20 protein-coding genes, 3 tRNA genes and 1 rRNA gene are annotated in these 23,162 nt (G+C 54.7%); 1 reads left to right on the top strand and 23 read right to left on the bottom strand.

Going from position 1 to position 23,162, the window contains the following annotated elements; genetic code table 11:
- The 23 genes from GWQ27_RS06000 to GWQ27_RS05890 form a co-directional block, all read right to left on the bottom strand.
- Window positions 1-104: ribosomal RNA gene (locus tag GWQ27_RS06000) — 16S ribosomal RNA — on the bottom strand; the annotation flags it as partial.
- A 435-nt stretch (window positions 105-539) separates the two neighbouring features.
- The gene (gene gmhB, locus GWQ27_RS05995; RefSeq protein WP_059114389.1) at window positions 540-1,082 is read right to left on the bottom strand and encodes a D-glycero-beta-D-manno-heptose 1,7-bisphosphate 7-phosphatase; all 543 of its coding nucleotides are present in this window, start codon (window positions 1,080-1,082) and stop codon (window positions 540-542) included.
- 111 nt (window positions 1,083-1,193) lie between these two features.
- Window positions 1,194-2,378: an elongation factor Tu gene (gene tuf / locus GWQ27_RS05990; RefSeq protein WP_059168183.1), complete on the bottom strand. Its 1,185-nt coding sequence runs from the start codon at window positions 2,376-2,378 to the stop codon at window positions 1,194-1,196.
- A 54-nt stretch (window positions 2,379-2,432) separates the two neighbouring features.
- Window positions 2,433-4,538 (bottom strand): elongation factor G, encoded by a 2,106-nt coding sequence (gene fusA, locus GWQ27_RS05985; protein ID WP_005318585.1) that lies wholly within the window; start codon window positions 4,536-4,538, stop codon window positions 2,433-2,435.
- 74 nt (window positions 4,539-4,612) lie between these two features.
- A complete protein-coding gene (rpsG, locus tag GWQ27_RS05980) occupies window positions 4,613-5,083 on the bottom strand; it encodes a 30S ribosomal protein S7 (protein WP_005318583.1) in 471 nt (156 codons plus the stop codon).
- A 93-nt stretch (window positions 5,084-5,176) separates the two neighbouring features.
- The gene (rpsL, locus tag GWQ27_RS05975) at window positions 5,177-5,551 is read right to left on the bottom strand and encodes a 30S ribosomal protein S12 (RefSeq protein ID WP_005306278.1); all 375 of its coding nucleotides are present in this window, start codon (window positions 5,549-5,551) and stop codon (window positions 5,177-5,179) included.
- A 183-nt stretch (window positions 5,552-5,734) separates the two neighbouring features.
- A complete protein-coding gene (tusB, locus tag GWQ27_RS05970; protein ID WP_275906904.1) occupies window positions 5,735-6,013 on the bottom strand; it encodes a sulfurtransferase complex subunit TusB in 279 nt (92 codons plus the stop codon).
- Between the two features lie 7 nt (window positions 6,014-6,020).
- A complete protein-coding gene (tusC, locus tag GWQ27_RS05965; protein WP_275906903.1) occupies window positions 6,021-6,377 on the bottom strand; it encodes a sulfurtransferase complex subunit TusC in 357 nt (118 codons plus the stop codon).
- Window positions 6,378-6,386: 9 nt separating this feature from the next.
- Window positions 6,387-6,779: a sulfurtransferase complex subunit TusD gene (gene tusD / locus GWQ27_RS05960; protein WP_005318576.1), complete on the bottom strand. Its 393-nt coding sequence runs from the start codon at window positions 6,777-6,779 to the stop codon at window positions 6,387-6,389.
- A gap of 88 nt (window positions 6,780-6,867) precedes the next feature.
- Complete coding sequence (locus tag GWQ27_RS05955; protein ID WP_005318574.1) at window positions 6,868-7,248, bottom strand: RidA family protein; 381 nt, start codon at window positions 7,246-7,248, stop codon at window positions 6,868-6,870.
- A gap of 25 nt (window positions 7,249-7,273) precedes the next feature.
- Complete coding sequence (locus GWQ27_RS05950) at window positions 7,274-7,990, bottom strand: transcriptional regulator (RefSeq protein WP_005318572.1); 717 nt, start codon at window positions 7,988-7,990, stop codon at window positions 7,274-7,276.
- A gap of 196 nt (window positions 7,991-8,186) precedes the next feature.
- Entirely contained in the window at window positions 8,187-12,491 is a 4,305-nt protein-coding gene (rpoC, locus tag GWQ27_RS05945; protein WP_005318570.1) for a DNA-directed RNA polymerase subunit beta', read from the bottom strand.
- 91 nt (window positions 12,492-12,582) lie between these two features.
- Window positions 12,583-16,611 carry a DNA-directed RNA polymerase subunit beta gene (rpoB, locus tag GWQ27_RS05940; RefSeq protein ID WP_005318568.1) on the bottom strand — a complete coding sequence of 1,343 codons (4,029 nt, stop codon included), beginning with the start codon at window positions 16,609-16,611 and terminating at the stop codon, window positions 12,583-12,585.
- A 221-nt stretch (window positions 16,612-16,832) separates the two neighbouring features.
- Window positions 16,833-17,195, bottom strand: a complete 363-nt coding sequence (rplL, locus tag GWQ27_RS05935; protein WP_005318565.1) for a 50S ribosomal protein L7/L12 — start codon at window positions 17,193-17,195, stop codon at window positions 16,833-16,835.
- 51 nt (window positions 17,196-17,246) lie between these two features.
- The gene (rplJ, locus tag GWQ27_RS05930) at window positions 17,247-17,747 is read right to left on the bottom strand and encodes a 50S ribosomal protein L10 (RefSeq protein ID WP_005318563.1); all 501 of its coding nucleotides are present in this window, start codon (window positions 17,745-17,747) and stop codon (window positions 17,247-17,249) included.
- 256 nt (window positions 17,748-18,003) lie between these two features.
- Window positions 18,004-18,705 (bottom strand): 50S ribosomal protein L1, encoded by a 702-nt coding sequence (gene rplA, locus GWQ27_RS05925; RefSeq protein ID WP_005318560.1) that lies wholly within the window; start codon window positions 18,703-18,705, stop codon window positions 18,004-18,006.
- Between the two features lie 4 nt (window positions 18,706-18,709).
- Window positions 18,710-19,138: a 50S ribosomal protein L11 gene (gene rplK / locus GWQ27_RS05920; protein ID WP_005318556.1), complete on the bottom strand. Its 429-nt coding sequence runs from the start codon at window positions 19,136-19,138 to the stop codon at window positions 18,710-18,712.
- A 133-nt stretch (window positions 19,139-19,271) separates the two neighbouring features.
- Complete coding sequence (gene nusG / locus GWQ27_RS05915) at window positions 19,272-19,823, bottom strand: transcription termination/antitermination protein NusG (protein WP_005318554.1); 552 nt, start codon at window positions 19,821-19,823, stop codon at window positions 19,272-19,274.
- A gap of 9 nt (window positions 19,824-19,832) precedes the next feature.
- Window positions 19,833-20,204: a preprotein translocase subunit SecE gene (gene secE, locus GWQ27_RS05910; protein ID WP_005318552.1), complete on the bottom strand. Its 372-nt coding sequence runs from the start codon at window positions 20,202-20,204 to the stop codon at window positions 19,833-19,835.
- Window positions 20,205-20,264: 60 nt separating this feature from the next.
- Window positions 20,265-20,341 (bottom strand) — tRNA-Trp (locus GWQ27_RS05905).
- Window positions 20,342-20,394: 53 nt separating this feature from the next.
- Window positions 20,395-21,579, bottom strand: a complete 1,185-nt coding sequence (tuf, locus tag GWQ27_RS05900; protein ID WP_033135315.1) for an elongation factor Tu — start codon at window positions 21,577-21,579, stop codon at window positions 20,395-20,397.
- A gap of 174 nt (window positions 21,580-21,753) precedes the next feature.
- A tRNA-Gly gene (locus tag GWQ27_RS05895) sits at window positions 21,754-21,828 on the bottom strand.
- A gap of 38 nt (window positions 21,829-21,866) precedes the next feature.
- Window positions 21,867-21,951 (bottom strand) — tRNA-Tyr (locus GWQ27_RS05890).
- A 261-nt stretch (window positions 21,952-22,212) separates the two neighbouring features.
- Here GWQ27_RS05890 and coaA point away from each other — a divergent pair.
- Window positions 22,213-23,151 carry a type I pantothenate kinase gene (coaA, locus tag GWQ27_RS05885; RefSeq protein WP_011898271.1) on the top strand — a complete coding sequence of 313 codons (939 nt, stop codon included), beginning with the start codon at window positions 22,213-22,215 and terminating at the stop codon, window positions 23,149-23,151.
- Window positions 23,152-23,162: the final 11 nt, after the last annotated feature.

Genomic DNA, 23,162 nt, shown 5'->3' with positions numbered 1-23,162 from the left:
CTCGCCGGCAAAAGTAGCAAGCTACTTTCCCGCTGCCGCTCGACTTGCATGTGTTAGGCCTGCCGCCAGCGTTCAATCTGAGCCATGATCAAACTCTTCAATTTAAGTTTGGTTTGCGTTCATTCATCACCGAGGCAATGAACTTCAGCGGCTCAATGAATTGCTGAAATAAACTGTTCGACTTCTTATTGCTAAGAAATCGTCTTGGTCACTTCACCAGACATTGAAAATCAACAAAATTGTTTGATGTTCGATGCTGTGAGTGCCCACACAGATTGCTTGATTCAAATTGTTAAAGAGCGACGCAACAGTGTGTTGCTGCGGGAGTGGAATTCTACTCAACCGCCTTCTCGAGTCAAGCCTTATTTTCAAAGGCTTTTCGAGGTTATCGACGAGGTTGTTTGCGTTGCCGCTTGCCCTGTCGATGGAGGCGCATTATAGGGAGTTGAATCTTTCTGGCAAGCAGATAATTGCAAAAAGATGGCTTTCATCAACCGTTCGCTCATAAAGCCACCAATATGCATGTTAAGCGAACGAAATCAGCCCGCGACTGGCACTGAAACGGCGAAATCGTGCAGGTTGTCGTAGATGGCGTCCGCCAAGGCGATGCCGGCGTCAGTCACAGGTTTGCCAGTACGCACCATGACGTTATGACCAACATTGGCACTGGCTGCCGCTTTCAGGTCGGAAGGTTTGTCACCAACCATATAAGAACGGCTCATGTCGATGCCCAGCTCCTGTTGTGCCAACAGCAGCATGCCGGGTTCAGGTTTGCGGCAATCACAAGGGGCGCCGTGATCCGGGTGATGTGGACAGAAATAGATTCCGTCGAGATCCACATCCCGATCGGCCAGTGACCAATCCATCCACTCGGTCAGATTCATGAAGTCATCTTCACTGAAGTAGCCGCGGGCAATACCAGACTGATTGGTGACGACGATCAATAGATAGCCTTTCTTCTTTAACAGTTGCAGGGCTTCGATCACACCGGGCAGGAAATGGAAGTCATCGACTTGGCTGACATAACCAGTGTCTTCGTTGATGACACCGTCACGGTCCAGAAAAATGGCGGGCTTGCTCACTGGGGACTACCTCAATAAATGATTTTGCAAAGTATCTCATAGGGCATAAGGCCCAAAAAGAAAAAGGGGCAGCCGAAGCCACCCCTTTTGATGTTTGTAATAACGAATCGATTAAGCGATTACGCTAGCTACAACACCGGCACCTACGGTACGGCCACCTTCACGGATAGCGAAACGCAGGCCGTCGTCCATTGCGATCGGCGCAATCAGGGTAACAACCATTTTGATGTTGTCGCCTGGCATTACCATCTCTACGCCTTCCGGCAGTTCGATGGTACCGGTCACGTCGGTTGTACGGAAGTAGAACTGCGGACGGTAGCCTTTGAAGAACGGGGTATGACGACCACCTTCTTCTTTGGACAGTACGTACACTTCAGATTCGAACTTGGTGTGCGGCTTGATAGAACCCGGCTTGGCCAGTACCTGACCACGCTCTACGTCTTCACGCTTAACACCACGCAGCAGCGCGCCGATGTTCTCGCCTGCACGACCTTCGTCCAGCAGCTTACGGAACATTTCAACACCGGTACAGGTGGTAGAAACGGTATCTTTGATACCCACGATTTCTACGGTCTCACCGACTTTAACGATACCGCGCTCTACACGACCGGTAACTACGGTACCACGGCCAGCGATGGAGAATACGTCTTCGATAGGCATCAGGAACGGCAGGTCAATTGCGCGCTCCGGCTCCGGGATATAGGTATCCAGGTGGCCAGCCAGCTCGATGATCTTCTCTTCCCATGCAGCGTCGCCTTCCAGCGCTTTCAGCGCGGAACCACGAACTACCGGCAGGTCATCACCCGGGAAGTCATACTCGGTCAGCAGTTCACGAACTTCCATCTCGACCAGTTCGAGCAGCTCTTCGTCATCTACCATGTCGCACTTGTTCATGAACACGATCATGTACGGGATACCAACCTGGCGACCCAGCAGGATGTGCTCACGAGTTTGCGGCATCGGGCCGTCGGTCGCGGCTACTACCAGGATCGCGCCGTCCATCTGGGCAGCACCGGTGATCATGTTTTTAACGTAGTCGGCGTGACCAGGGCAATCTACGTGCGCGTAGTGACGGATGGCTGTGTCGTATTCTACGTGGGAGGTGTTGATGGTGATTCCACGCTCACGCTCTTCCGGTGCCTTGTCGATCTGGTCGAAGGCGAAAGCTTTACCACCGAAGTGCTTGGCCAGCACGTTGGTGATGGCGGCGGTCAGGGTGGTTTTACCGTGGTCAACGTGGCCGATGGTGCCGACGTTAACGTGCGGTTTGTTACGCTCAAATTTTTCTTTAGACACGACGTAGTCCTTCTTGGTTAAACCCGCCTACCGTCGTAGGCGGGGAATCATAAATTACTTGGATTTGCGCTCTTCGATAACTGCCTGAGCCACGTTGTTCGGGGCGTCGGAGTACTTAGCGAATTCCATTGCGTAGGAAGCACGACCTTGGGTAGCGGAACGCAGTGCGGTCGCATAACCGAACATTTCGGCCAGCGGAACCAGGGCACGTACGATCTTGCCGGACGGGCCGTCTTCCATACCTTCGATCAGGCCACGACGACGGTTCAGGTCACCGATAACGTCGCCCATGTAATCTTCCGGAGTCTCGACTTCGACCTTCATGATCGGTTCGAGCAGTACCGGATTGGCTTTCATGTAACCAGACTTGAAGGCCATGGAAGCAGCGATTTTGAACGCCAGTTCGGAGGAGTCAACATCATGGTAAGAACCGAAGTGCAGACGCACGCCCAGATCCATTACCGGATAGCCTGCCAGCGGGCCGGATTTCAGCTGCTCACGGATACCCTTGTCAACACCCGGAATGTATTCACCAGGAATCACGCCGCCTTTGATGTCGTTAACGAACTCGTAGGCTTTGCCGGCTTCCAGCGGGTACATGTCGATAACGACGTGACCGTACTGACCACGACCACCAGACTGCTTGGCGTGCTTGCCTTCGACATCCTTGACGGTTTCGCGGATGGTTTCACGGTAGGCAACCTGAGGCTTACCTACGTTCGCTTCAACCTTGAACTCGCGACGCATACGGTCAACGATGATGTCCAAGTGCAGCTCACCCATACCGGCGATGATGGTTTGGCCAGATTCTTCGTCAGTCCATACTCGGAAAGACGGATCTTCCTGCGCCAGACGGCCGAGTGCCAGACCCATCTTCTCTTGGTCAGCCTTGGTTTTCGGCTCAACCGCGATGGAGATTACCGGCTCCGGGAATTCCATACGCTCGAGGATGATCGGTGATTTTTCGTCACACAGGGTGTCACCAGTGGTCACGTCTTTCAGACCGATGGCGGCAGCGATATCGCCTGCGCGAACTTCTTTGATCTCTTCACGCTTGTTGGCGTGCATCTGAACGATACGGCCAAAACGCTCGCGCTTCTCTTTGACAGAGTTCAGCACTGAGTCACCGGAGTTAACCACACCGGAGTAAACGCGGAAGAAGGTCAGGTTGCCTACGAACGGGTCGGTGGCAATCTTGAACGCCAAAGCAGCGAACGGCTCGTCATCAGATGCATGACGCTCGTCTTTGGTAACGCCGTCCAGCTTCAGGCCGTCGATGGCAGCTACGTCGGTCGGAGCCGGCAGATAGTCAACCACGGCATCCAGCATGGCCTGTACGCCCTTGTTCTTGAACGCGGAGCCACAGGTAACCAGGATGATTTCGTTGTTCAGAACGCGCAGACGAAGAGCTTTCTTGATCTCTTCCTCGGTCAGTTCTTCACCACCCAGGTATTTTTCCATCAGGTCTTCAGACGCTTCAGCAGCGGCTTCAACCAGGGACATGCGCATTTCTTGCGCCTGTTCCAGCAGCTCGGCCGGGATCTCTTCGTAATCGAAGGATACGCCCTGGTCAGCTTCGCTCCAGTTGATGGCTTTCATCTTGACCAGGTCGATAACGCCCTTGAAGTTCTCTTCTGAACCGATGTTCAGTTGCAGAGGAACCGGGGTACCTTTCAGACGGGTCTTGATGTGCTCAACGCAGCGCAGATAGTTCGCACCGGTACGGTCCATCTTGTTGACGAACGCAATACGGGGAACTTTGTATTTGTTAGCCTGACGCCATACGGTCTCAGACTGTGGCTGTACGCCACCTACGGCACAGTACACCATCACGGCGCCGTCCAGAACACGCATTGAACGCTCTACTTCGATAGTAAAGTCAACGTGGCCGGGGGTATCGATGATGTTGATACGGTGCGGTTGGAACTGTTTACCCATACCGGACCAGAAAGCGGTGGTCGCGGCGGAGGTGATGGTGATACCACGCTCTTGTTCCTGTTCCATCCAGTCCATGGTGGCGGCGCCATCGTGAACTTCACCGATCTTGTGACTTACACCGGTGTAAAACAGAACGCGCTCGGTAGTAGTAGTCTTACCGGCGTCGATGTGAGCGGAGATACCGATATTACGATAACGCTCAATGGGGGTTGTACGAGCCATTGTCATCCTCTTACTAGGAGCGGACCCCTAGATAACTGAAGGTGCGCAGAGCCAAAAGACCCTGCGCAAGCGGATTACCAGCGGAAGTGAGCGAAGGCCTTGTTCGCTTCAGCCATACGGTGAACGTCTTCACGTTTCTTGACAGACGAACCCTTATTGTCAGCGGCATCCAGCAGCTCGCCAGCCAAACGCTGAGCCATTGATTTTTCACCACGTTTACGAGCGGCGTCAACCAACCAGCGCATTGCCAGAGCATTGCGACGGACCGGACGAACTTCTACCGGCACCTGATAGGTTGCACCACCGACACGACGAGATTTAACCTCGACGGCCGGACGAATGTTGTCCAGGGCTTCTTCGAATACGGCCAGGTGATCTTTGCCAGATTTGGTGGCAATGATGTCCAGCGCGCCATATACGATGGCTTCGGAAACAGATTTCTTACCGTCAACCATTACTACGTTGACAAATTTAGCCAGCAGCTCTGATCCGAACTTGGGATCCGGCAGGATTTTACGCTGACCAACAACACGACGTCTTGGCATTTCAAATTCTCCGTAACTTCAGGGGTTACCCAAAACTAGAAAGTTATCTAACTAGAAACGAATTAACGTTTGGCCTTACTTAACGGAGAACCATTAAGCTTTCGGACGCTTCACGCCATACTTGGAGCGAGCCTGCTTACGGTCTTTAACACCGGCACAGTCCAACGCACCACGAACGGTGTGGTAACGAACACCTGGCAAGTCTTTTACACGACCGCCACGGATCAGCACAACGGAGTGCTCTTGCAGGTTGTGACCTTCACCACCGATGTAGGAGGTGACTTCGAAGCCGTTGGTCAGACGTACACGGCATACTTTACGCAGTGCAGAGTTAGGCTTCTTCGGGGTGGTGGTATATACACGAGTGCACACGCCACGCTTCTGAGGGCACGCTTCCAGCGCAGGCACGTTGCTTTTAACAACGAGCTTGATGCGTGGCTTGCGAACCAACTGGTTAATAGTTGCCATCAAAAGGCTCCTGATAATGACTTCATAAACATGTGAAAAATCCTCCCCGCAGATACGGGGACGCGAAATTTTATGCCCTGTTGTCAAGGGAGTCAAGATTTATACAATCCGTGCCGCAAAAGGGCACAATGGATCCCTTGTAAAGAGTCATAACTGACTGAACCTCATCGATAAAAATGGATGCTAGCCGCCCCAGGTCTGTGGTGACCCTTTTTCCGCGATCAACGCGACCAGACCGGCCATATCCAGATCCATCCCGATCCTCTGCTGCAATCCCCTCGCCTGCAAGTCTTCTCGCATCACATAGAGCGGAATATCTGCCAATTGCTCGCACCATTGAGGGGCCGTAGCCGCGATAACGGCATCCTGCATCAGCACCAAGAGATCATCCGGCTGGCGATAGCAGAGCGCCTGTTCCAGATCCTGGCTCAGGAAGGGGGACGTCAGTATCAGCTGTATCATGGTCACCTCAAAAACAGATATGGGTAGCGCATTGGCCCCACTGGCGGCAGATATCAGCACGGGAGAGGCTCTCAGCAGGGATCAGCAGGTCATCCATCGTCAGACTGCGTTCGGCAAGCGAGTCGGCACACACATAGACTTCCTCGATGTCATACAGCTCCAGCAGCTTGAAGGTCGGTGCATAGTGGCGCTGCAAGATGGCTTGAGGCTGCTGCTCCTTGACCAGCTGCAAGACACCGTCACCGATGAGGAACATGGCGAGCGACTCGGTCAGCGCCGAGGTCGCCAGCAAGGCATCCAGTCCTTCCCGTCCGGCGGCGGTACCATGGGGACCACGCCGGCAGATGAAAGCTATCTTGTTCATCTCACCCTCCTAGAACTGGACAAAGCGATCGGCGGTCAGGCTGGCTTCGGCCAGCTGACCCAGCCCACTCAAGCAAAATGGTGCCTGCAGGTTGAACTGCACCTTGCCTGCCCCCTTCGCCTCAGTCTCATCAAGCACACCACGCCGCATGGCGGCGGCAACGCACACATCGATACGTATCCCCTGCCCTATGGCCAACTCACGCCACAGCGCCACCAGGTTGCTCTCATCGGAGGCGGGGGCGTGCAGTTCGTTGCCATTGCAGACCCCATCCTGATAGAAGAAGAGGTGTGATAGCCGATGCCCTTGTTCGATGAGGCTCAAGGCAAAACGGTAGGCGGTGCTGGCCGACTGGGTGCCATAGGCAGGCCCCGTCACCAACAGGGCGAAACTCAGACTCATATCCGGACTCCTGTGCAGGTCTCTGTCCATTCTACGCCCCAAAGACAAAAAAGCCCCTCCAGGGAGGGGCTCTTCATTCAGCCGTGGATCAGACGTAAGCGATGGCTTCGACTTCAACCAGCACATCTTTGGGCAGACGGGCCACTTCCACACAAGAGCGGGCCGGTGCCGAGTCACCAAAGTAGCGTGCATAAACCTGGTTAAAGGCAACGAAGTTGTTCATGTCGCTGAGGAAACAGGTGGTCTTCAGCACCTTGCTGGTGTCGGCACCCGCCGCCTTCAATACTGCAACCAGGTTCTTCATCACCTGCTCGGCCTGCGCTTCGACGCCGCCAGCCACGATCTCCATGGTGGCAGGATCAAGCGGGATCTGCCCGGAGGTGAAGACCAGCTCGCCCAGTTTGGTAGCCTGAACATATGGACCAATTGCGGCTGGTGCCTTGTCGGTTGCAATAACTTCTTTAGCCATTCTTGTCTATCCCCTTCTATGGCGCTTACTCGTTCTCGTCTTCACCCTGCTTGCGCTGTCGGATGTACAGATAAACGGTATGTTTGGAAATATTCAGTTTGTCGGCGACCAGATTGATCGAGTCCTTGATATCAAATATGCCCTTCTCGAACAGCTGGGTCACGATAAACCTGTTTTTAGCATTGTTGGCAACAGTCGGATCACGGTTGATCTCATCGATAGTGTTATCCACCGTCTGGGCGACCAGCTCTTCCACACTGTTGGCAAACGTCTCCGGTGACTGGCGCTCAACTTGTTGCGGCGTCGGAAAAAACTCGGCGACAAACTCGTGAAAAGGCGCATTGATGTGCAAGTTGATGCAGATAAGACCGATCACCTGCTTGTCACTGTTCCTGATGGCGATGGTACTCGACTTCATCAGGGCACCGGTACGGCTGCGGGCAAAATAACTCTGGGTGTAATCCTGGCCGGTATTCTCTATGTCCTTGAGCATACGCAGCGCGAGATCGGTAATGGGGGCCCCCTCGTTCCGTCCCGTATTGAACCCGTTGGCAATCTTGATCACTGACTCGTGCAGATTTTCCAGGGAGTGAAGAACCACTTCACAGTGCTTGCCGAACAGTTCGGCCAAGCCTTCGATAAGCCCTCCATAGGAGCGCAACAATTCCCTGTCTTCGTCTGTAAAAGTGCGACCGATCAGTTGCTCTTCGGGAAGCATCACTTCCTCGATACCGACAGTCATGTTCTACCTCTGTAATAACCATTCAACTTTCCCGAGTTTTCAATTGCGGGGGGGCAAAGTCAACTTTTTTTGATTTTTTACTCTCCAACCTTGCTCTGGATCATCCGAATATCCGCGTGGCGACTGGCTTTGACGAGAAAACAGCCAATAAAAAGGGCCCCTTGAAGGAGCCCTTTTCGATCACTGCAGCAGAAGATTACTCTTCGTCAAAGCTGCCGGATGCGTTGAGCAGATCCGCCAGATTTTGCTGAGCTTCGTCGGCAGTCACCTGCGGCACACCAACAGCACGGGCTGCGGCGGCACGCTGGTTGATCCGGGCATGGTGGTAGGCAAAGCCGGTACCAGCCGGGATCAGACGACCCACGATCACGTTCTCTTTCAGGCCACGCAGTTCATCACGCTTGCCGCCAACGGCCGCTTCGGTCAGAACACGAGTGGTTTCCTGGAAGGAAGCCGCGGAGATGAAGGACTCGGTGCTCAGGGATGCCTTGGTAATACCCATCAGGATATGACGGAAGGTGGCCGGAGTCTTACCCTCGGCAACCAGCTTACGGTTGGCAATCTTCACGCGAGCCACTTCAACCTGCTCGCCTTCGATAAGGTCAGTGTCGCCAGCGCTCAGGATCTCGCACTTGCGCAGCATCTGACGAACGATGACTTCGATGTGCTTGTCGTTGATCTTAACGCCTTGCAGACGGTAAACGTCCTGCACTTCGTTGGCGATATAGTTGGCGACCGGGCTGATACCGCGCAGACGCAGGATATCGTGAGCAGATTCAGGACCGTCTGCCAGCACTTCACCCTTCTCAACTTTTTCACCTTCGAACACGTTCAGGTTACGCCACTTCGGAATCATCTCCTCGTAGACGTCGCCACCATCAGTCGGGGTGATGACCAGACGGCGTTTGCCCTTGGTCTCTTTCCCGAAGGAGATGGTACCGGAGATCTCGGCCAGGATAGCCGGTTCCTTCGGTTGACGTGCTTCGAACAGATCCGCAACGCGCGGCAGACCACCGGTGATGTCCTTGGTACCACTGGACTCTTGCGGAATACGCGCGACCGCGTCACCCACGCCCACGTTGGCACCATCTTCCAGGTTCACGATCGCCTTGCCCGGCAGGAAGTACTGGGCGGCAACGTCGGTACCCGGGATCATGACATCCTTGCCGTTCTGGTCGACCAGCTTCACGGTCGGACGCATCTCTTTACCGGCGCTCGGACGTTCGTTGACATCCAGCACGACGATAGAGGAGAGACCGGTCAGCTCGTCGGTCTGACGAGTGATGGTCACGCCATCGATCATGTGCTCGAACTGGAGGCGACCCGCCACTTCTGTGATGATCGGGTGGGTATGCGGATCCCAGTTGGCGACGGTGTCGCCGGCGCTCACGGCCTGGCCATCTTTCACTTCCAGCACGGAACCGTAAGGCAGCTTGTGGCTTTCCTTGGTACGGCCCATGTCATCCATAATGGTCAGTTCGGTAGAACGGGAGGTGATAACCAGTTTGTCATCGCTGTTGTGAACGAACTTGGCGTTCTGCAGCTTGATGCTACCTGTGTTCTTGACCTGGATGCTGCTCTCGGCAGCAGCTCGGGATGCGGCACCACCGATGTGGAAAGTACGCATTGTAAGCTGGGTACCCGGTTCACCGATGGACTGGGCGGCGATAACACCGACAGCCTCACCCTTGTTAACCAGGTGACCACGGGCCAGATCACGGCCGTAGCAGTGAGCACAGTTACCGAAGTCAGTTTCACAGGTGATGGCAGAACGTACCTTCACACGGTCAACGGAGTTGCGCTCCAGCAGGTCACACAGCTGCTCGTCGAGCAGGGTGTTGCGCGCTACCAGAATTTCGTCTTCAGTACCCGGCTTGATCACGTCATCGGCAACCACACGGCCCAGCACGCGCTCACGCAGCGGCTCGACCACGTCACCACCTTCGATCAGCGGAGTCATCCACAGACCTTCAACAGTGCCGCAATCGTCCTCGGTGATCACCATGTCTTGTGCCACGTCAACCAGACGACGAGTCAGGTAACCGGAGTTAGCCGTCTTCAGTGCGGTATCCGCCAGACCCTTACGGGCACCGTGAGTGGAGATAAAGTACTGCAGTACGTTCAGACCTTCGCGGAAGTTAGCCACGATAGGGGTCTCGATGATGGAGCCATCCGGCTTGGCCATCAGGCCACGCATACCGGCCAGCTGACGGATCTGGGCTGCGGAACCCCGCGCACCAGAGTCGGCCATCATAAAGATGCTGTTGAACGACGCTTGCTCTTCTTCTTCACCCAGAGAGTTGACATCACGCTCTTTGGACAAGTTCTCCATCATGGCCTTGGAGACGCGCTCGTTGGCGCTGGCCCAGATATCGATAACCTTGTTGTAGCGTTCGCCCGCGGTCACCAGACCGGACAGGAACTGGTCCTGGATCTCGGCAACTTCGGCTTCGGCAGCGGCGATGATGTCTTTCTTGGCATCCGGGATGACCATGTCATCGATACCAACGGACGCACCGGACAGGGCCGCATAATGGAAACCGGTATACATCAGCTGGTCAGCGAAGATAACGGTGTCCTTCAGGCCCTGCTTGCGATAGCAGGTGTTCAGCAGACGGGAAATGAGCTTTTTACCCAACGCCTTGTTGGAAACACTCTTGATCCAGTTCTGCGGATTGGCATCCAGATCAGCCTGCTCTGCAGCAGTCAGCACCTTGGGCTCATCGATCAGGGCATATTCCATGCCTTTCGGCAGGATCAGGCTTAGGATCGCACGACCAACAGTGGTGTTCTTCAGCTCTGTACGCTCTACCAGCGAATCATCTGCCTGACGGAGATATTCGGTGATACGTACTTTGACGCGAGCATGCAGATCGGCCAGACCGGCGCGATATACCTTCTCGGCCTCTTTCGGGCCGGCCAGCACCATACCTTCGCCCTTGGCGTTGATACGGGCACGGGTCATGTAGTACAGACCCAAGACCACGTCCTGGGAAGGAACAATGATCGGCTCACCGGAGGCAGGCGACAGGATGTTGTTGGTAGACATCATCAGCGCACGCGCTTCCAGCTGGGCTTCCAGGGTCAGCGGTACGTGGACCGCCATCTGGTCACCATCGAAGTCCGCGTTATAGGCGGCACAAACGAGCGGGTGCAGCTGGATAGCCTTGCCTTCGATCAGGGTCGGTTCAAACGCCTGGATACCCAGACGGTGCAGTGTCGGTGCACGGTTCAGCAGAACCGGGTGTTCGCGGATCACTTCGTCCAGGATATCCCAAACGACAGCTTCTTCACGCTCCACCATCTTCTTGGCGGCCTTGATGGTAGTCGCCAGACCGCGGGATTCCAGCTTGCCATAGATGAACGGCTTGAACAGTTCCAGCGCCATCTTCTTCGGCAGACCGCACTGATGCAGACGCAGGGTCGGACCTACGGTGATAACGGAACGACCAGAGTAGTCGACGCGCTTGCCCAGCAGGTTTTGACGGAAACGACCTTGCTTACCCTTGATCATATCGGCCAAGGATTTCAGCGGACGCTTGTTGGAACCTGTGATGGCACGACCACGACGGCCGTTGTCCAGCAGGGCATCCACGGACTCTTGCAGCATGCGCTTTTCGTTGCGCACTATGATGTCCGGTGCAGCCAGGTCCAGCAGACGCTTCAAGCGGTTGTTACGGTTGATCACGCGACGATACAGATCGTTCAGATCGGAAGTCGCGAAACGGCCGCCGTCCAGCGGTACCAGCGGACGCAGGTCCGGCGGCAGCACAGGCAGCACTGTCATGATCATCCACTCCGGCTTGTTGCCGGACTGCAGGAAGGCTTCCATCAGCTTCAGACGCTTGGTGGTCTTCTTGCGCTTGGTTTCGGAGTTGGTCTGATCCAGCTCCTCACGCATGGTCTTGACTTCACCTTCCAGATCGATGGCACGCAGCAATGCAAGGATTGCTTCGGCACCCATCTTGGCGTCAAATTCGTCGCCCCACTCTTCCAGTGCGTCCAGATAGTTCTCTTCGGAGAGCATCTGGCTGCGCTCGAGGTTGGTCATGCCGGGTTCGATCACTACATAGGATTCGAAATACAGCACGCGCTCGATGTCACGCAGGGTCATGTCCAGCAGCAGACCGATACGGGACGGCAGGGACTTCAGGAACCAGATGTGGGCAGTCGGGCTGGCCAGCTCGATATGGCCCATACGCTCGCGACGGACCTTGGTCTGGGTCACTTCTACGCCACACTTCTCGCAGATCACACCACGGTGTTTCAGGCGCTTGTACTTGCCGCACAGACACTCGTAGTCCTTCACCGGTCCGAAGATACGGGCACAGAACAGACCATCACGTTCCGGCTTGAAAGTCCGGTAGTTGATGGTCTCAGGCTTTTTGACCTCACCGAATGACCAGGAGCGGATCATGTCAGGAGAGGCCAGACCGATCTTAATACTGTCAAACTCTTCGGTCTTGGTCTGAGCCTTCAAAAACTTGAGTAAGTCTTTCACGTGTTTCCCCTGTCAGGAGTCTAACCTCGGCGCCCCTACTGCCAAAGCAGCGGGGCGCCCACGTCAATTCTCGAACAATAAGAGCGAGCTCTTACTCTTCGTCCAGCTCGATGTTGATACCCAGAGAGCGGATTTCCTTCAACAGTACGTTGAAGGATTCGGGCATGCCCGGCTCCATACGGTGGTCGCCATCCACGATGTTTTTGTACATCTTGGTACGGCCATTCACATCGTCAGACTTGACGGTCAGCATTTCCTGCAGGGTATATGCCGCACCGTAAGCCTCCAGGGCCCACACTTCCATCTCACCGAAACGCTGACCACCGAACTGCGCCTTACCACCCAGCGGTTGCTGGGTAACCAGGCTGTAAGAACCGGTAGAACGCGCATGCATCTTGTCGTCTACCAAGTGGTTCAGCTTCAGCATGTACATGTAACCTACGGTGACCTTACGCTCGAAGACGTTGCCGGTACGACCGTCGAACAGGGAGATCTGACCGGATTCCGGCAGATCGGCCAGCTTCAGCAAGGCTTTGATTTCGTGCTCTTTGGCACCATCAAAGACAGGTGTAGCGACCGGCAGACCCTTGCGCAGGTTACCCACCAGGGTACGTACGTCGTCGTCAGACAGCTCGGCGATGTCCACTTGCTTGGTGTCCTTCTCGCCCAGGTCATAGACCTGTTGCAGGAAGTCACGCATCTCGTGCAGCGCGCGCTGCTCCTTGATCATGCGGTCGATTTTCTCGCCGATACCCTTGGCAGCAAGGCCCAGGTGTACTTCGAGGATCTGACCGATGTTCATACGGGACGGTACGCCCAAGGGGTTCAGTACGATGTCGACCGGACGGCCGTATTCGTCATGAGGCATATCCTCGACCGGGCAGATCTTGGAGATAACACCCTTGTTACCGTGACGGCCCGCCATCTTGTCACCCGGTTGGATGCGACGCTTGACTGCCAGGTAAACCTTGACGATTTTCAGTACGCCCGGCGCCAGATCATCACCCTGGATAATCTTGCGACGCTTGTTCTCGAACTTCTTGTCGAAGTCGGCTTTCAGCTCGATGTGCTGTTCGGCGATCTGTTCCAGCTCGATCTGCTTGGCTTCATCTTCGATGGCCAATTCAAACCACTTGGTACGATCCAGCTTGTTCAGACGATCTTCGCTGTAACCGGCGGCCAGCAGCAGGTTGCGGGAGCGGCCGAAAATGCCGTCTTCCAGGATCTTGAACTCTTCGGTCAAGTCCTTTTTCGCTTCCTTCAGCTGCATCTCTTCGATTTCTTTGGCGCGCTTGTCTTTTTCCACGCCATCGCGGGTAAAGACTTGCACGTCAACCACGGTACCGTACACACCGTTCGGCACACGCAGGGAGGAGTCCTTCACATCGGAGGCCTTCTCACCGAAGATGGCGCGCAGCAGCTTCTCTTCCGGCGTCAGCTGGGTTTCACCTTTCGGTGTTACCTTGCCGACCAGAATGTCGCCGCCCTTCACTTCGGCACCCACGTAGACGATACCGGACTCGTCCAGCTTGGACAGAGCGGCTTCACCCACGTTCGGGATGTCGGCAGTGATCTCTTCCGGACCCAGCTTGGTGTCACGGGAGATACAGGCCAGTTCCTGGATATGGATGGTGGTCAGGCGATCTTCCTGAACAACGCGCTCATTCACCAGAATCGAGTCTTCAAAGTTGTAACCGTTCCACGGCATGAACGCGACGCGCAGGTTTTGGCCCAGCGCCAGTTCGCCCAGATCGGTAGACGGACCGTCAGCAACCACGTCACCGGCCATGACCGGCTCACCCAACATCACGCAAGGACGCTGGTTGATACAGGTGTTCTGGTTGGAACGGGTGTACTTGGTCAGGCTGTAGATGTCGATGCCGGCTTCGCCTGGCAGCAGCTCATCTTCGTTGACCTTGATAACGATACGGGAGGCATCGACGTAGTCGATCATGCCGCCACGCTTGGCCACTACGGTTACACCGGAGTCAACGGCCACGGCGCGTTCCATACCGGTACCTACCAGCGGCTTGTCAGCACGCAGAGTCGGTACGGCCTGACGTTGCATGTTCGAACCCATCAGGGCTCGGTTAGCATCATCGTGTTCCAGGAAGGGGATCAGAGCGGCTGCCACAGATACGATCTGCTGCGGGCTCACGTCCATATACTGGATCTGGTCGGCGTTCATAAAGGTGGATTCACCTTTGTGGCGGCACGGGATCAATTCATCTTTCAGACGGCCATCTTCGGTGGTCGCGGCGTTAGCCTGTGCGATCACGTACTTGCCTTCTTCAATAGCAGACAGATAGTCCACTTCGTCGGTGATCACACCGTCAATGACTTTACGGTACGGCGTCTCGAGGAAACCATACTCGTTGGTACGAGAGTACACGGACAGAGAGTTGATCAGACCGATGTTCGGACCTTCAGGAGTCTCGATAGGGCACAGACGACCGTAGTGAGTCGGGTGCACATCTCGAACTTCAAAACCGGCACGCTCACGGGTCAAACCACCCGGGCCCAGCGCAGAGATACGGCGCTTGTGGGTGACTTCGGACAGCGGGTTGTTTTGGTCCATGAACTGAGACAGCTGGCTGGAACCAAAGAACTCTTTGACTGCGGCGGAGATCGGCTTGGCGTTGATCAGATCCTGCGGCATCAGAGTGTCCAGGTCGCCCAGGGAGAGACGCTCCTTGACCGCACGCTCGACACGCACCAGACCGACACGGAACTGGTTTTCAGCCATTTCACCGACAGAACGGATACGACGGTTACCCAGGTGGTCGATATCGTCCACTTCGTCATTGCCGTTACGGATGTCGATCAGGCGCTTCATGACTTCGACGATGTCGTCTTTGGTCAGAGTGCCAGCGCCGGTCTCATCTTCACGGGACAGACGACGGTTGAACTTCATCCGACCTACGGTAGACAGGTCGTAACGCTCGGAAGAGAAGAACAGGTTCTCGAACAGCTGTTCTGCTGCTTCACGGGTGGGCGGCTCGCCCGGACGCATCATGCGATAAATTTCGACCAGGGCTTCCAAACGGCTGGAGCTGGAGTCGATACGCAGGGTCTCGGACATGTAGGCACCGTGATCCAGTTCGTTGGTGAACAGAACCTCGAAGTGCTTGAAGCCGGCTTGGGACAGGTTGGCAACCGCTTCCAGGCTCAATGCCTGGTTGGCAGTCACAACCATTTCGCCAGTTTGCGGATGTGTGTAGTTCTTGGCAGCAACTTTGCCAACAACATACTCAACCGGTACCTCAATCTGGGTAACGGCATCTTTTTCCAACTGACGGATGTGACGCGCAGTCACACGACGACCGGTCTCAACCACCACGGCGCCATTGGCCACGATGTCAAAGGTCGCAGTTTCACCACGCAGGCGCTCCGGCACCAGATCCATCATCAACTTGCCATCTTTTACTTCAAAACCTATGGTCTCGAAGAAGTTGGCCAGGATTTCTTCGGAACTGAAGTCCAGGGCGCGCAGAATAATGGAAGCCGGCAATTTACGACGACGGTCGATACGGACAAACAGGTTGTCCTTTGCATCGAACTCGAAGTCCAGCCAGGAACCACGGTAGGGGATAACGCGGGCGTTATACAGCACCTTACCGGATGAATGAGTTTTGCCTTTATCGTGGTCGAAGAAGACGCCCGGGCTACGGTGCAGCTGGGAGACGATTACCCGCTCGGTACCATTGATAACAAAGGTGCCGTTCTCGGTCATGAGCGGAATTTCGCCCATGTATACTTCTTGTTCCTTGATGTCTTTGACGGTGCCGGCAGCTGCTTCACGATCGTACAGAACCATACGAAGCTTGACACGCAGCGGCGCGGAGTAGGTCACTCCACGGATCTGGCATTCTTTTACGTCAAATACCGGCTCACCCAGGCGATAGCTGACATACTGAAGCTCAGCACTACCGGAGTAACTGGTGATCGGGAAAACGCTACGGAAAGCGGCCTCTAGGCCATATTCACCTTCCGGGTCAGCCTCGATGAACTGCTTGAAGGAGTCCAGCTGAATGGACAACAGATAAGGCGTGTCCAGTACCTGGTCTCGCTTACCGAAGTCCTTACGAATGCGTTTTTTTTCGGTATAAGAGTAAACCATAGGGTTCCTCAGCTCGCTGATAAGTGACCCACTCTGTCCCGCGGGACAGCTCTGTCTCAACACCGTTTTGTGTTGCCCGGACGATGATACGGTCCGGATTGCTGGTGCACCGAGAGTCGTAAACGGTGTGAAATGCTCTCAGTCTACAGCGCAAAAAGGCTGGTGAACAAATATTCACCAGCCCTAGCCTGATTTATCAGGCTAATCTACATAAATGCAGATTATTTGATCTCAACAGAAGCACCAGCTTCTTCAAGCTGCTTCTTCAGAGTTTCAGCTTCATCTTTGGAGATGGCTTCTTTCAGGTTGGCAGGAGCGGCTTCTACCAAGTCTTTGGCTTCTTTCAGGCCCAGACCGGTAGCGGCACGAACGGCCTTGATGACGGCAACTTTGTTGGCGCCAGCAGCAGTCAGAACTACGTCGAACTCGGTTTTCTCTTCTACTGCTTCAGCAGCCGGACCGGCAGCAACAGCAACAGCGGCAGAAACACCGAACTTCTCTTCCATAGCTTCGATCAGCTCAACAACTTCCATTACGGACATGGAAGCAACGGCTTCGATGATTTGGTCTTTAGTGATAGACATGACAAAAATTCCTGATGTTGAATAAACTCAAACAGCCTAAATAGGCGAGAATCAAGCAGCAGCTTGTTTCTGATCACGCACAGCAGCGATGGTACGAACCAGCTTGCCAGCAGAGGCTTCTTTCATAGTCGCCATCAACTTCGCAATTGCTTCGTCGTAAGTCGGCAGCGTGGCCAGACGATCAATTTGTGCTGCGGCGATAAACTCACCGTTAAAAGCGCCGGCCTTGATTTCGAACTTTTGGTTCGCTTTGGCAAACTCTTTGAACAGACGAGCAGCAGCGCCCGGGTGTTCGTTGGAGAAAGCAATCAAGGTAGGACCAGTCAATACGTCGTTCAGGCACGCGAATTCGGTACCTTCAACCGCACGACGCAGCAGGGTGTTACGCACAACGCGCATGTACACACCGGCTTCACGAGCGGTTTTACGCAGGACGGTCATCTTGTCTACAGTGACGCCGCGAGAATCGGCTACAACTGCGGACAGGGCGCCTTTGGCAGCTTCGTTGACTTCAGCAACAATTGCCTTTTTGTCTTCGAGTCCCAATGCCATTGGCTTAACTCCTGGATTGAATCTGAGTCTCATGACTCAGTACTGACACATCCCCCCTACCTTCACAACAGAGGGGAACGATGCGGTAGCAGGATTCCAGAAGAGAAAGAATCTTTCTCGCTGGGTTTCCGGCACCGTCTACGCAGGAAGGATTAAGGCTTTGCAGCCTCCTGCGGTCTTGGACGGAGGTCGAAGCCCCCAACCAATCAAGGCGCAAAATTATAGATTAAATTTTGCGCCTTGTAAAATCCATCAATTAGCCCTGAGCTTCCAGAGAAGCTTGGTCTACGGCAACACCGGCACCCATGGTGGTGGAGATGCTGACTTTCTTGATGAAGATACCTTTGGCGGAAGACGGCTTGGCCTTTTTCAGGGCAACCAGCAGTGATTCCAAGTTTTCTTTCAGCTGAACTTCGTCGAAAGAAACCTTACCCAGAGTGGTATGGATGATACCATTCTTGTCATTACGGTAACGAACCTGACCGGCTTTGGCATTCTTCACAGCTTCAGCAACGTTCGGTGTTACAGTACCGACTTTCGGGTTCGGCATCAGGCCACGCGGGCCCAGGATTTGACCCAGTTGACCAACAACGCGCATGGCATCCGGGGATGCGATCACGACGTCGAAGTTCATTTCGCCTTTCTTGACCAGATCGGCCAGGTCATCCATACCAACCAGTTCAGCACCGGCAGCTTTGGCAGCTTCGGCGTTGGCACCCTGGGTGAATACGGCAACACGTACATCGCGACCGGTACCGTGCGGCAGTACAGTAGCACCACGAACGTTTTGGTCAGATTTACGAGCATCGATACCCAGATTGACAGCAACGTCAACGCTCTCAACGAACTTGGCGGTAGCCAGTTCTTTCAGCAGGGCAATGGCTTCGTTGATGGAGTACTCTTTGGTTCCGTCAACTTTTTCGCGAATAACGCGCATACGCTTGGAAAGTTTTGCCATTGTCTTAATCCTCCACTACCAGGCCCATGGAACGAGCGGAGCCTGCGATGCAACGTACTTTTGCATCCAGATCGGCACCGGTCATATCCGGCTCTTTGGTCTTGGCGATTTCTTGCAGCTGGGCAACAGTCACCTTACCAACCTTGTCTTTGTTCGGCTTGGCTGAACCAGACTGGATACCGGCAGCTTTCTTCAACAGGAAGGCAGCAGGCGGAGTCTTGGTTTCGAAGGTGAAGGAACGGTCGCTGTAAACGGTGATCACGACCGGAGTCGGTGAGCCTTTTTCCAGCTTCTCTGTACGAGCGTTGAACGCCTTACAGAATTCCATGATGTTAACACCGTGCTGACCCAGAGCAGGACCAACGGGAGGGCTGGGGTTAGCACTGCCAGCCTTAACTTGCAGCTTGATATAAGCTGTGACTTTCTTAGCCATTAGAAAAATACCTCAGAAATGGGTTCTAGCGCCTCGGAGACATGCTCCTGCAAACGGCTCCCCAACTAATAAAGGGGCAGCGAATTATAGTGGCATTCGCTGCCCCTGACAACCGTTAACGTACAGAGTTTAATCAGCCCTTTTCGACCTGACCAAAATCCAGTTCTACCGGCGTTGAGCGACCGAAGATCAAAACGGAGACCTTCACGCGGCTCTTCTCGTAGTCCACCTCTTCAACGGTACCGTTGAAGTCGGCAAACGGACCATCGGCAACCCGCACCATTTCACCCGGTTCAAACAGGGTTTTCGGACGCGGCTTGTCGTGGGCATCTTGCAGACGGTTCAGGATCGCATCGGCTTCCTTATCAGAGATAGGAGCCGGGCGATCAGAGGTGCCACCAATGAAGCCCATCACACGCGGTACGTTACGCACCAAGTGCCATGTGGTTTCATCCATGAGCATCTGAACCAGCACGTAGCCCGGGAAAAATTTGCGCTCACTCTTGCGCTTCTGGCCAGCACGCATCTCGACCACTTCTTCCGTCGGGACCAGTACTTCACCGAACATGTCTTCCATGCCATGCATCTTGATATGTTCGCGCAGGGATTTAGCTACCCGACCTTCATAGCCGGAGAATGCCTGCACGACATACCATCTCATACGTTGTTCACGTTGTTCAGTCATGGCTTATCCTTACACTCCGGTAATCAAGTTGACCAACCAGACCAAGGCACCGTCCAGCATGAACAGCAACAGCCCCATCACGGCAGTCACCGCCAGCACAATCAGGGTTGTCTGAATGGCTTCCTGACGGGTCGGCCATACGACCTTGCGGACTTCCAGGCGAGACTCACGGGCAAACGCCAGTGTCGCCTTTCCCTTGGTGGTTTGCAGGGCTACTGCACCAGCAGCAGCAATGACAACGACCACACCCAGGGCGCGGACGGCAGCGACAACATCGTTGAGCAGGTAATTACCCACTACAGCGGCCGCCAGGATAATGAAAACCAGGCCCCAAAGCAGGGTATCCTTGCTTCCGCCCTGGCTCTCAGAACTAACACTCATACAACCCACCTGTATCTGACGTAACCAAAGACACAAAAGCCCCGTACGAGACGAGGTATATGGCAGGGGCGGCAGGACTCGAACCCGCAACCATCGGTTTTGGAGACCGCTGTTCTACCAATTCGAACTACGCCCCTACATAAGAAAGCCCCTATTATAGGGGCTTTGCTTTATTTATGTAAGCCAAAGATTAAGCAATCACGCTGGCTACAACACCGGCACCTACGGTACGGCCACCTTCACGGATAGCGAAACGCAGGCCGTCGTCCATTGCGATCGGCGCAATCAGGGTAACAACCATTTTGATGTTGTCGCCTGGCATTACCATCTCCACGCCTTCCGGCAGTTCGATGGTACCGGTCACGTCGGTTGTACGGAAGTAGAACTGCGGACGGTAGCCTTTGAAGAACGGGGTATGACGACCACCTTCTTCTTTGGACAGTACGTACACTTCAGATTCAAACTTGGTGTGCGGCTTGATGGAGCCCGGCTTGGCCAGTACCTGACCGCGCTCTACGTCTTCACGCTTGACGCCACGCAGCAGCGCGCCGATGTTCTCGCCTGCACGACCTTCGTCCAGCAGCTTGCGGAACATTTCAACACCGGTACAGGTGGTAGAAACGGTATCTTTGATACCCACGATTTCTACGGTCTCACCGACTTTGACGATACCGCGCTCTACACGACCGGTAACTACGGTACCACGGCCAGCGATGGAGAATACGTCTTCGATAGGCATCAGGAACGGCAGGTCAATTGCGCGCTCCGGCTCCGGGATATAGGTATCCAGGTGGCCAGCCAGCTCGATGATCTTCTCTTCCCATGCAGCGTCGCCTTCCAGCGCTTTCAGCGCGGAACCACGAACTACCGGCAGGTCATCACCCGGGAAGTCATACTCGGTCAGCAGTTCACGAACTTCCATCTCGACCAGTTCGAGCAGCTCTTCGTCATCTACCATGTCGCACTTGTTCATGAACACGATCATGTACGGGATACCAACCTGGCGACCCAGCAGGATGTGCTCACGAGTTTGCGGCATCGGGCCGTCGGTCGCAGCTACTACCAGGATCGCGCCGTCCATCTGGGCAGCACCGGTGATCATGTTTTTAACGTAGTCGGCGTGACCCGGGCAATCTACGTGCGCGTAGTGGCGGGTAGCGGTATCGTATTCTACGTGGGAGGTGTTGATGGTGATACCACGCTCACGCTCTTCCGGTGCCTTGTCGATCTGGTCGAAGGCGAAAGCTTTACCACCGAAGTGCTTGGCCAGCACGTTGGTGATGGCTGCAGTCAGGGTGGTTTTACCGTGGTCAACGTGGCCGATGGTACCCACGTTAACGTGCGGTTTGTTACGCTCAAATTTTTCTTTAGACATGATCGTCCCTCTAAACTAACGCTGAGTACGCGGTGGCAAGCTAACCACAGAACAGTTTATATGATGGATTTGAATCTGGTAGGGAAGAGAGGTTGGTGCTGGCAGCCAGGTTCGATTGCCGAACTCACCCGCTAAGGTGTGACTCTTGCTATCGCCTGAGCCATATCAGCATCTTGGAGCGGGCAGCGGGAATCGAACCCGCATCATCAGCTTGGAAGGCTGAGGTAATAGCCATTATACGATGCCCGCATTTCTCTAACCCAAAGAACTCAAACCGCAGAGAAATATGGTGGAGGGAGAAGGATTCGAACCTTCGAAGGCAGAGCCGTCAGATTTACAGTCTGATCCCTTTGGCCGCTCGGGAACCCCTCCGGTGCATAAATGCCACAACGGTAATTCTGCTTGCACCCGTTGTTTTATCGCTTTTGCCGGGCAAATAGACGACAGACATCCAAGCGTCGCGCATTTTATTGTAAGGATTTTGGGGATGCAACCATTGCGCCTTGCAAAATGTGCATTATTGCCGGGAAGTATGCAAAAAAGGACTCACTCCCTGCTCGGATCCGCAGCATAGCTTGTCGCTCCCCACCCCTTGGTGTATGGTCGCCCTGCCCAAGAAACAGTGATGACACCATGACGACAGAGCATAACCCCTATTTGCAATTCACCCGCGAACAATGGGCGTTATTGCGCGATGCGGTCCCCCTGACCCTGACCGAACACGATCTGCAGACCCTGCGCGGTATCAATGAAAAGGTGTCATTGCAGGAGGTGGAAGAGATCTACCTGCCCCTCTCTCGCCTGCTCAATCTCTACGTCAAGGCCAAGCAGCGCCGCAGCCGGGTGCTGGAACAGTTCCTCGGCCAGTCCCGCGGCAAGGGCACTTACATCATCAGCATCGCCGGTAGCGTGGCGGGGGGAAAGAGCACCACGGCCCGTATCATGCAGGCGCTGCTGGAGCGCTGGCCGGAGCATCCTCGGGTAGAGCTGGTCACCACGGATGGCTTCCTTTATCCCAACAAGGTGCTGGAAGAGCGTGGCCTGATGCGCCGCAAGGGCTTTCCGGAGTCCTACGACATCCGCCATCTGGTGGAGTTTGTCGCCAATATCCGCGCCGGCCATGAGAAGGTAGAGGCGCCTGTCTACTCCCACCTCATCTACGATATCATTCCGGATGAGAAGAAGGTGGTGGAACAGCCGGATATCCTGATCCTGGAAGGGCTAAATGTGCTGCAAAGCGGCATGGACTATCCACAGGAACCCCATAGAGTATTCGTGTCAGATTTTGTCGATTTCTCCATCTATGTGGATGCCGAAACCGAATTGCTGCGCACCTGGTATGTCGAGCGCTTCCTCAAATTTCGCAGCGGTGCCTTCTCGGATCCGGACTCCTACTTCCACCACTACGCCAAGTTGGCGGAGAGTGAGGCCAGCAAGATCGCCAACACCATCTGGCAAGATATCAACTATCTCAATTTGCAGGAAAACATACTGCCAACCCGGGAGCGGGCCAATCTGATCCTGACCAAGGGTCATGAGCATGCCATCGAGCAGATCAAACTGCGCAAGTGATGGCCAGTGAG

The organism is Aeromonas sp. 5HA1 (assembly GCF_029237245.1).
Classification (GTDB): domain Bacteria; phylum Pseudomonadota; class Gammaproteobacteria; order Enterobacterales; family Aeromonadaceae; genus Aeromonas; species Aeromonas salmonicida.
The sequence above is the reverse complement of the archived record's forward strand: the minus strand, read 5'-3'. Positions and strand labels throughout refer to the sequence as shown.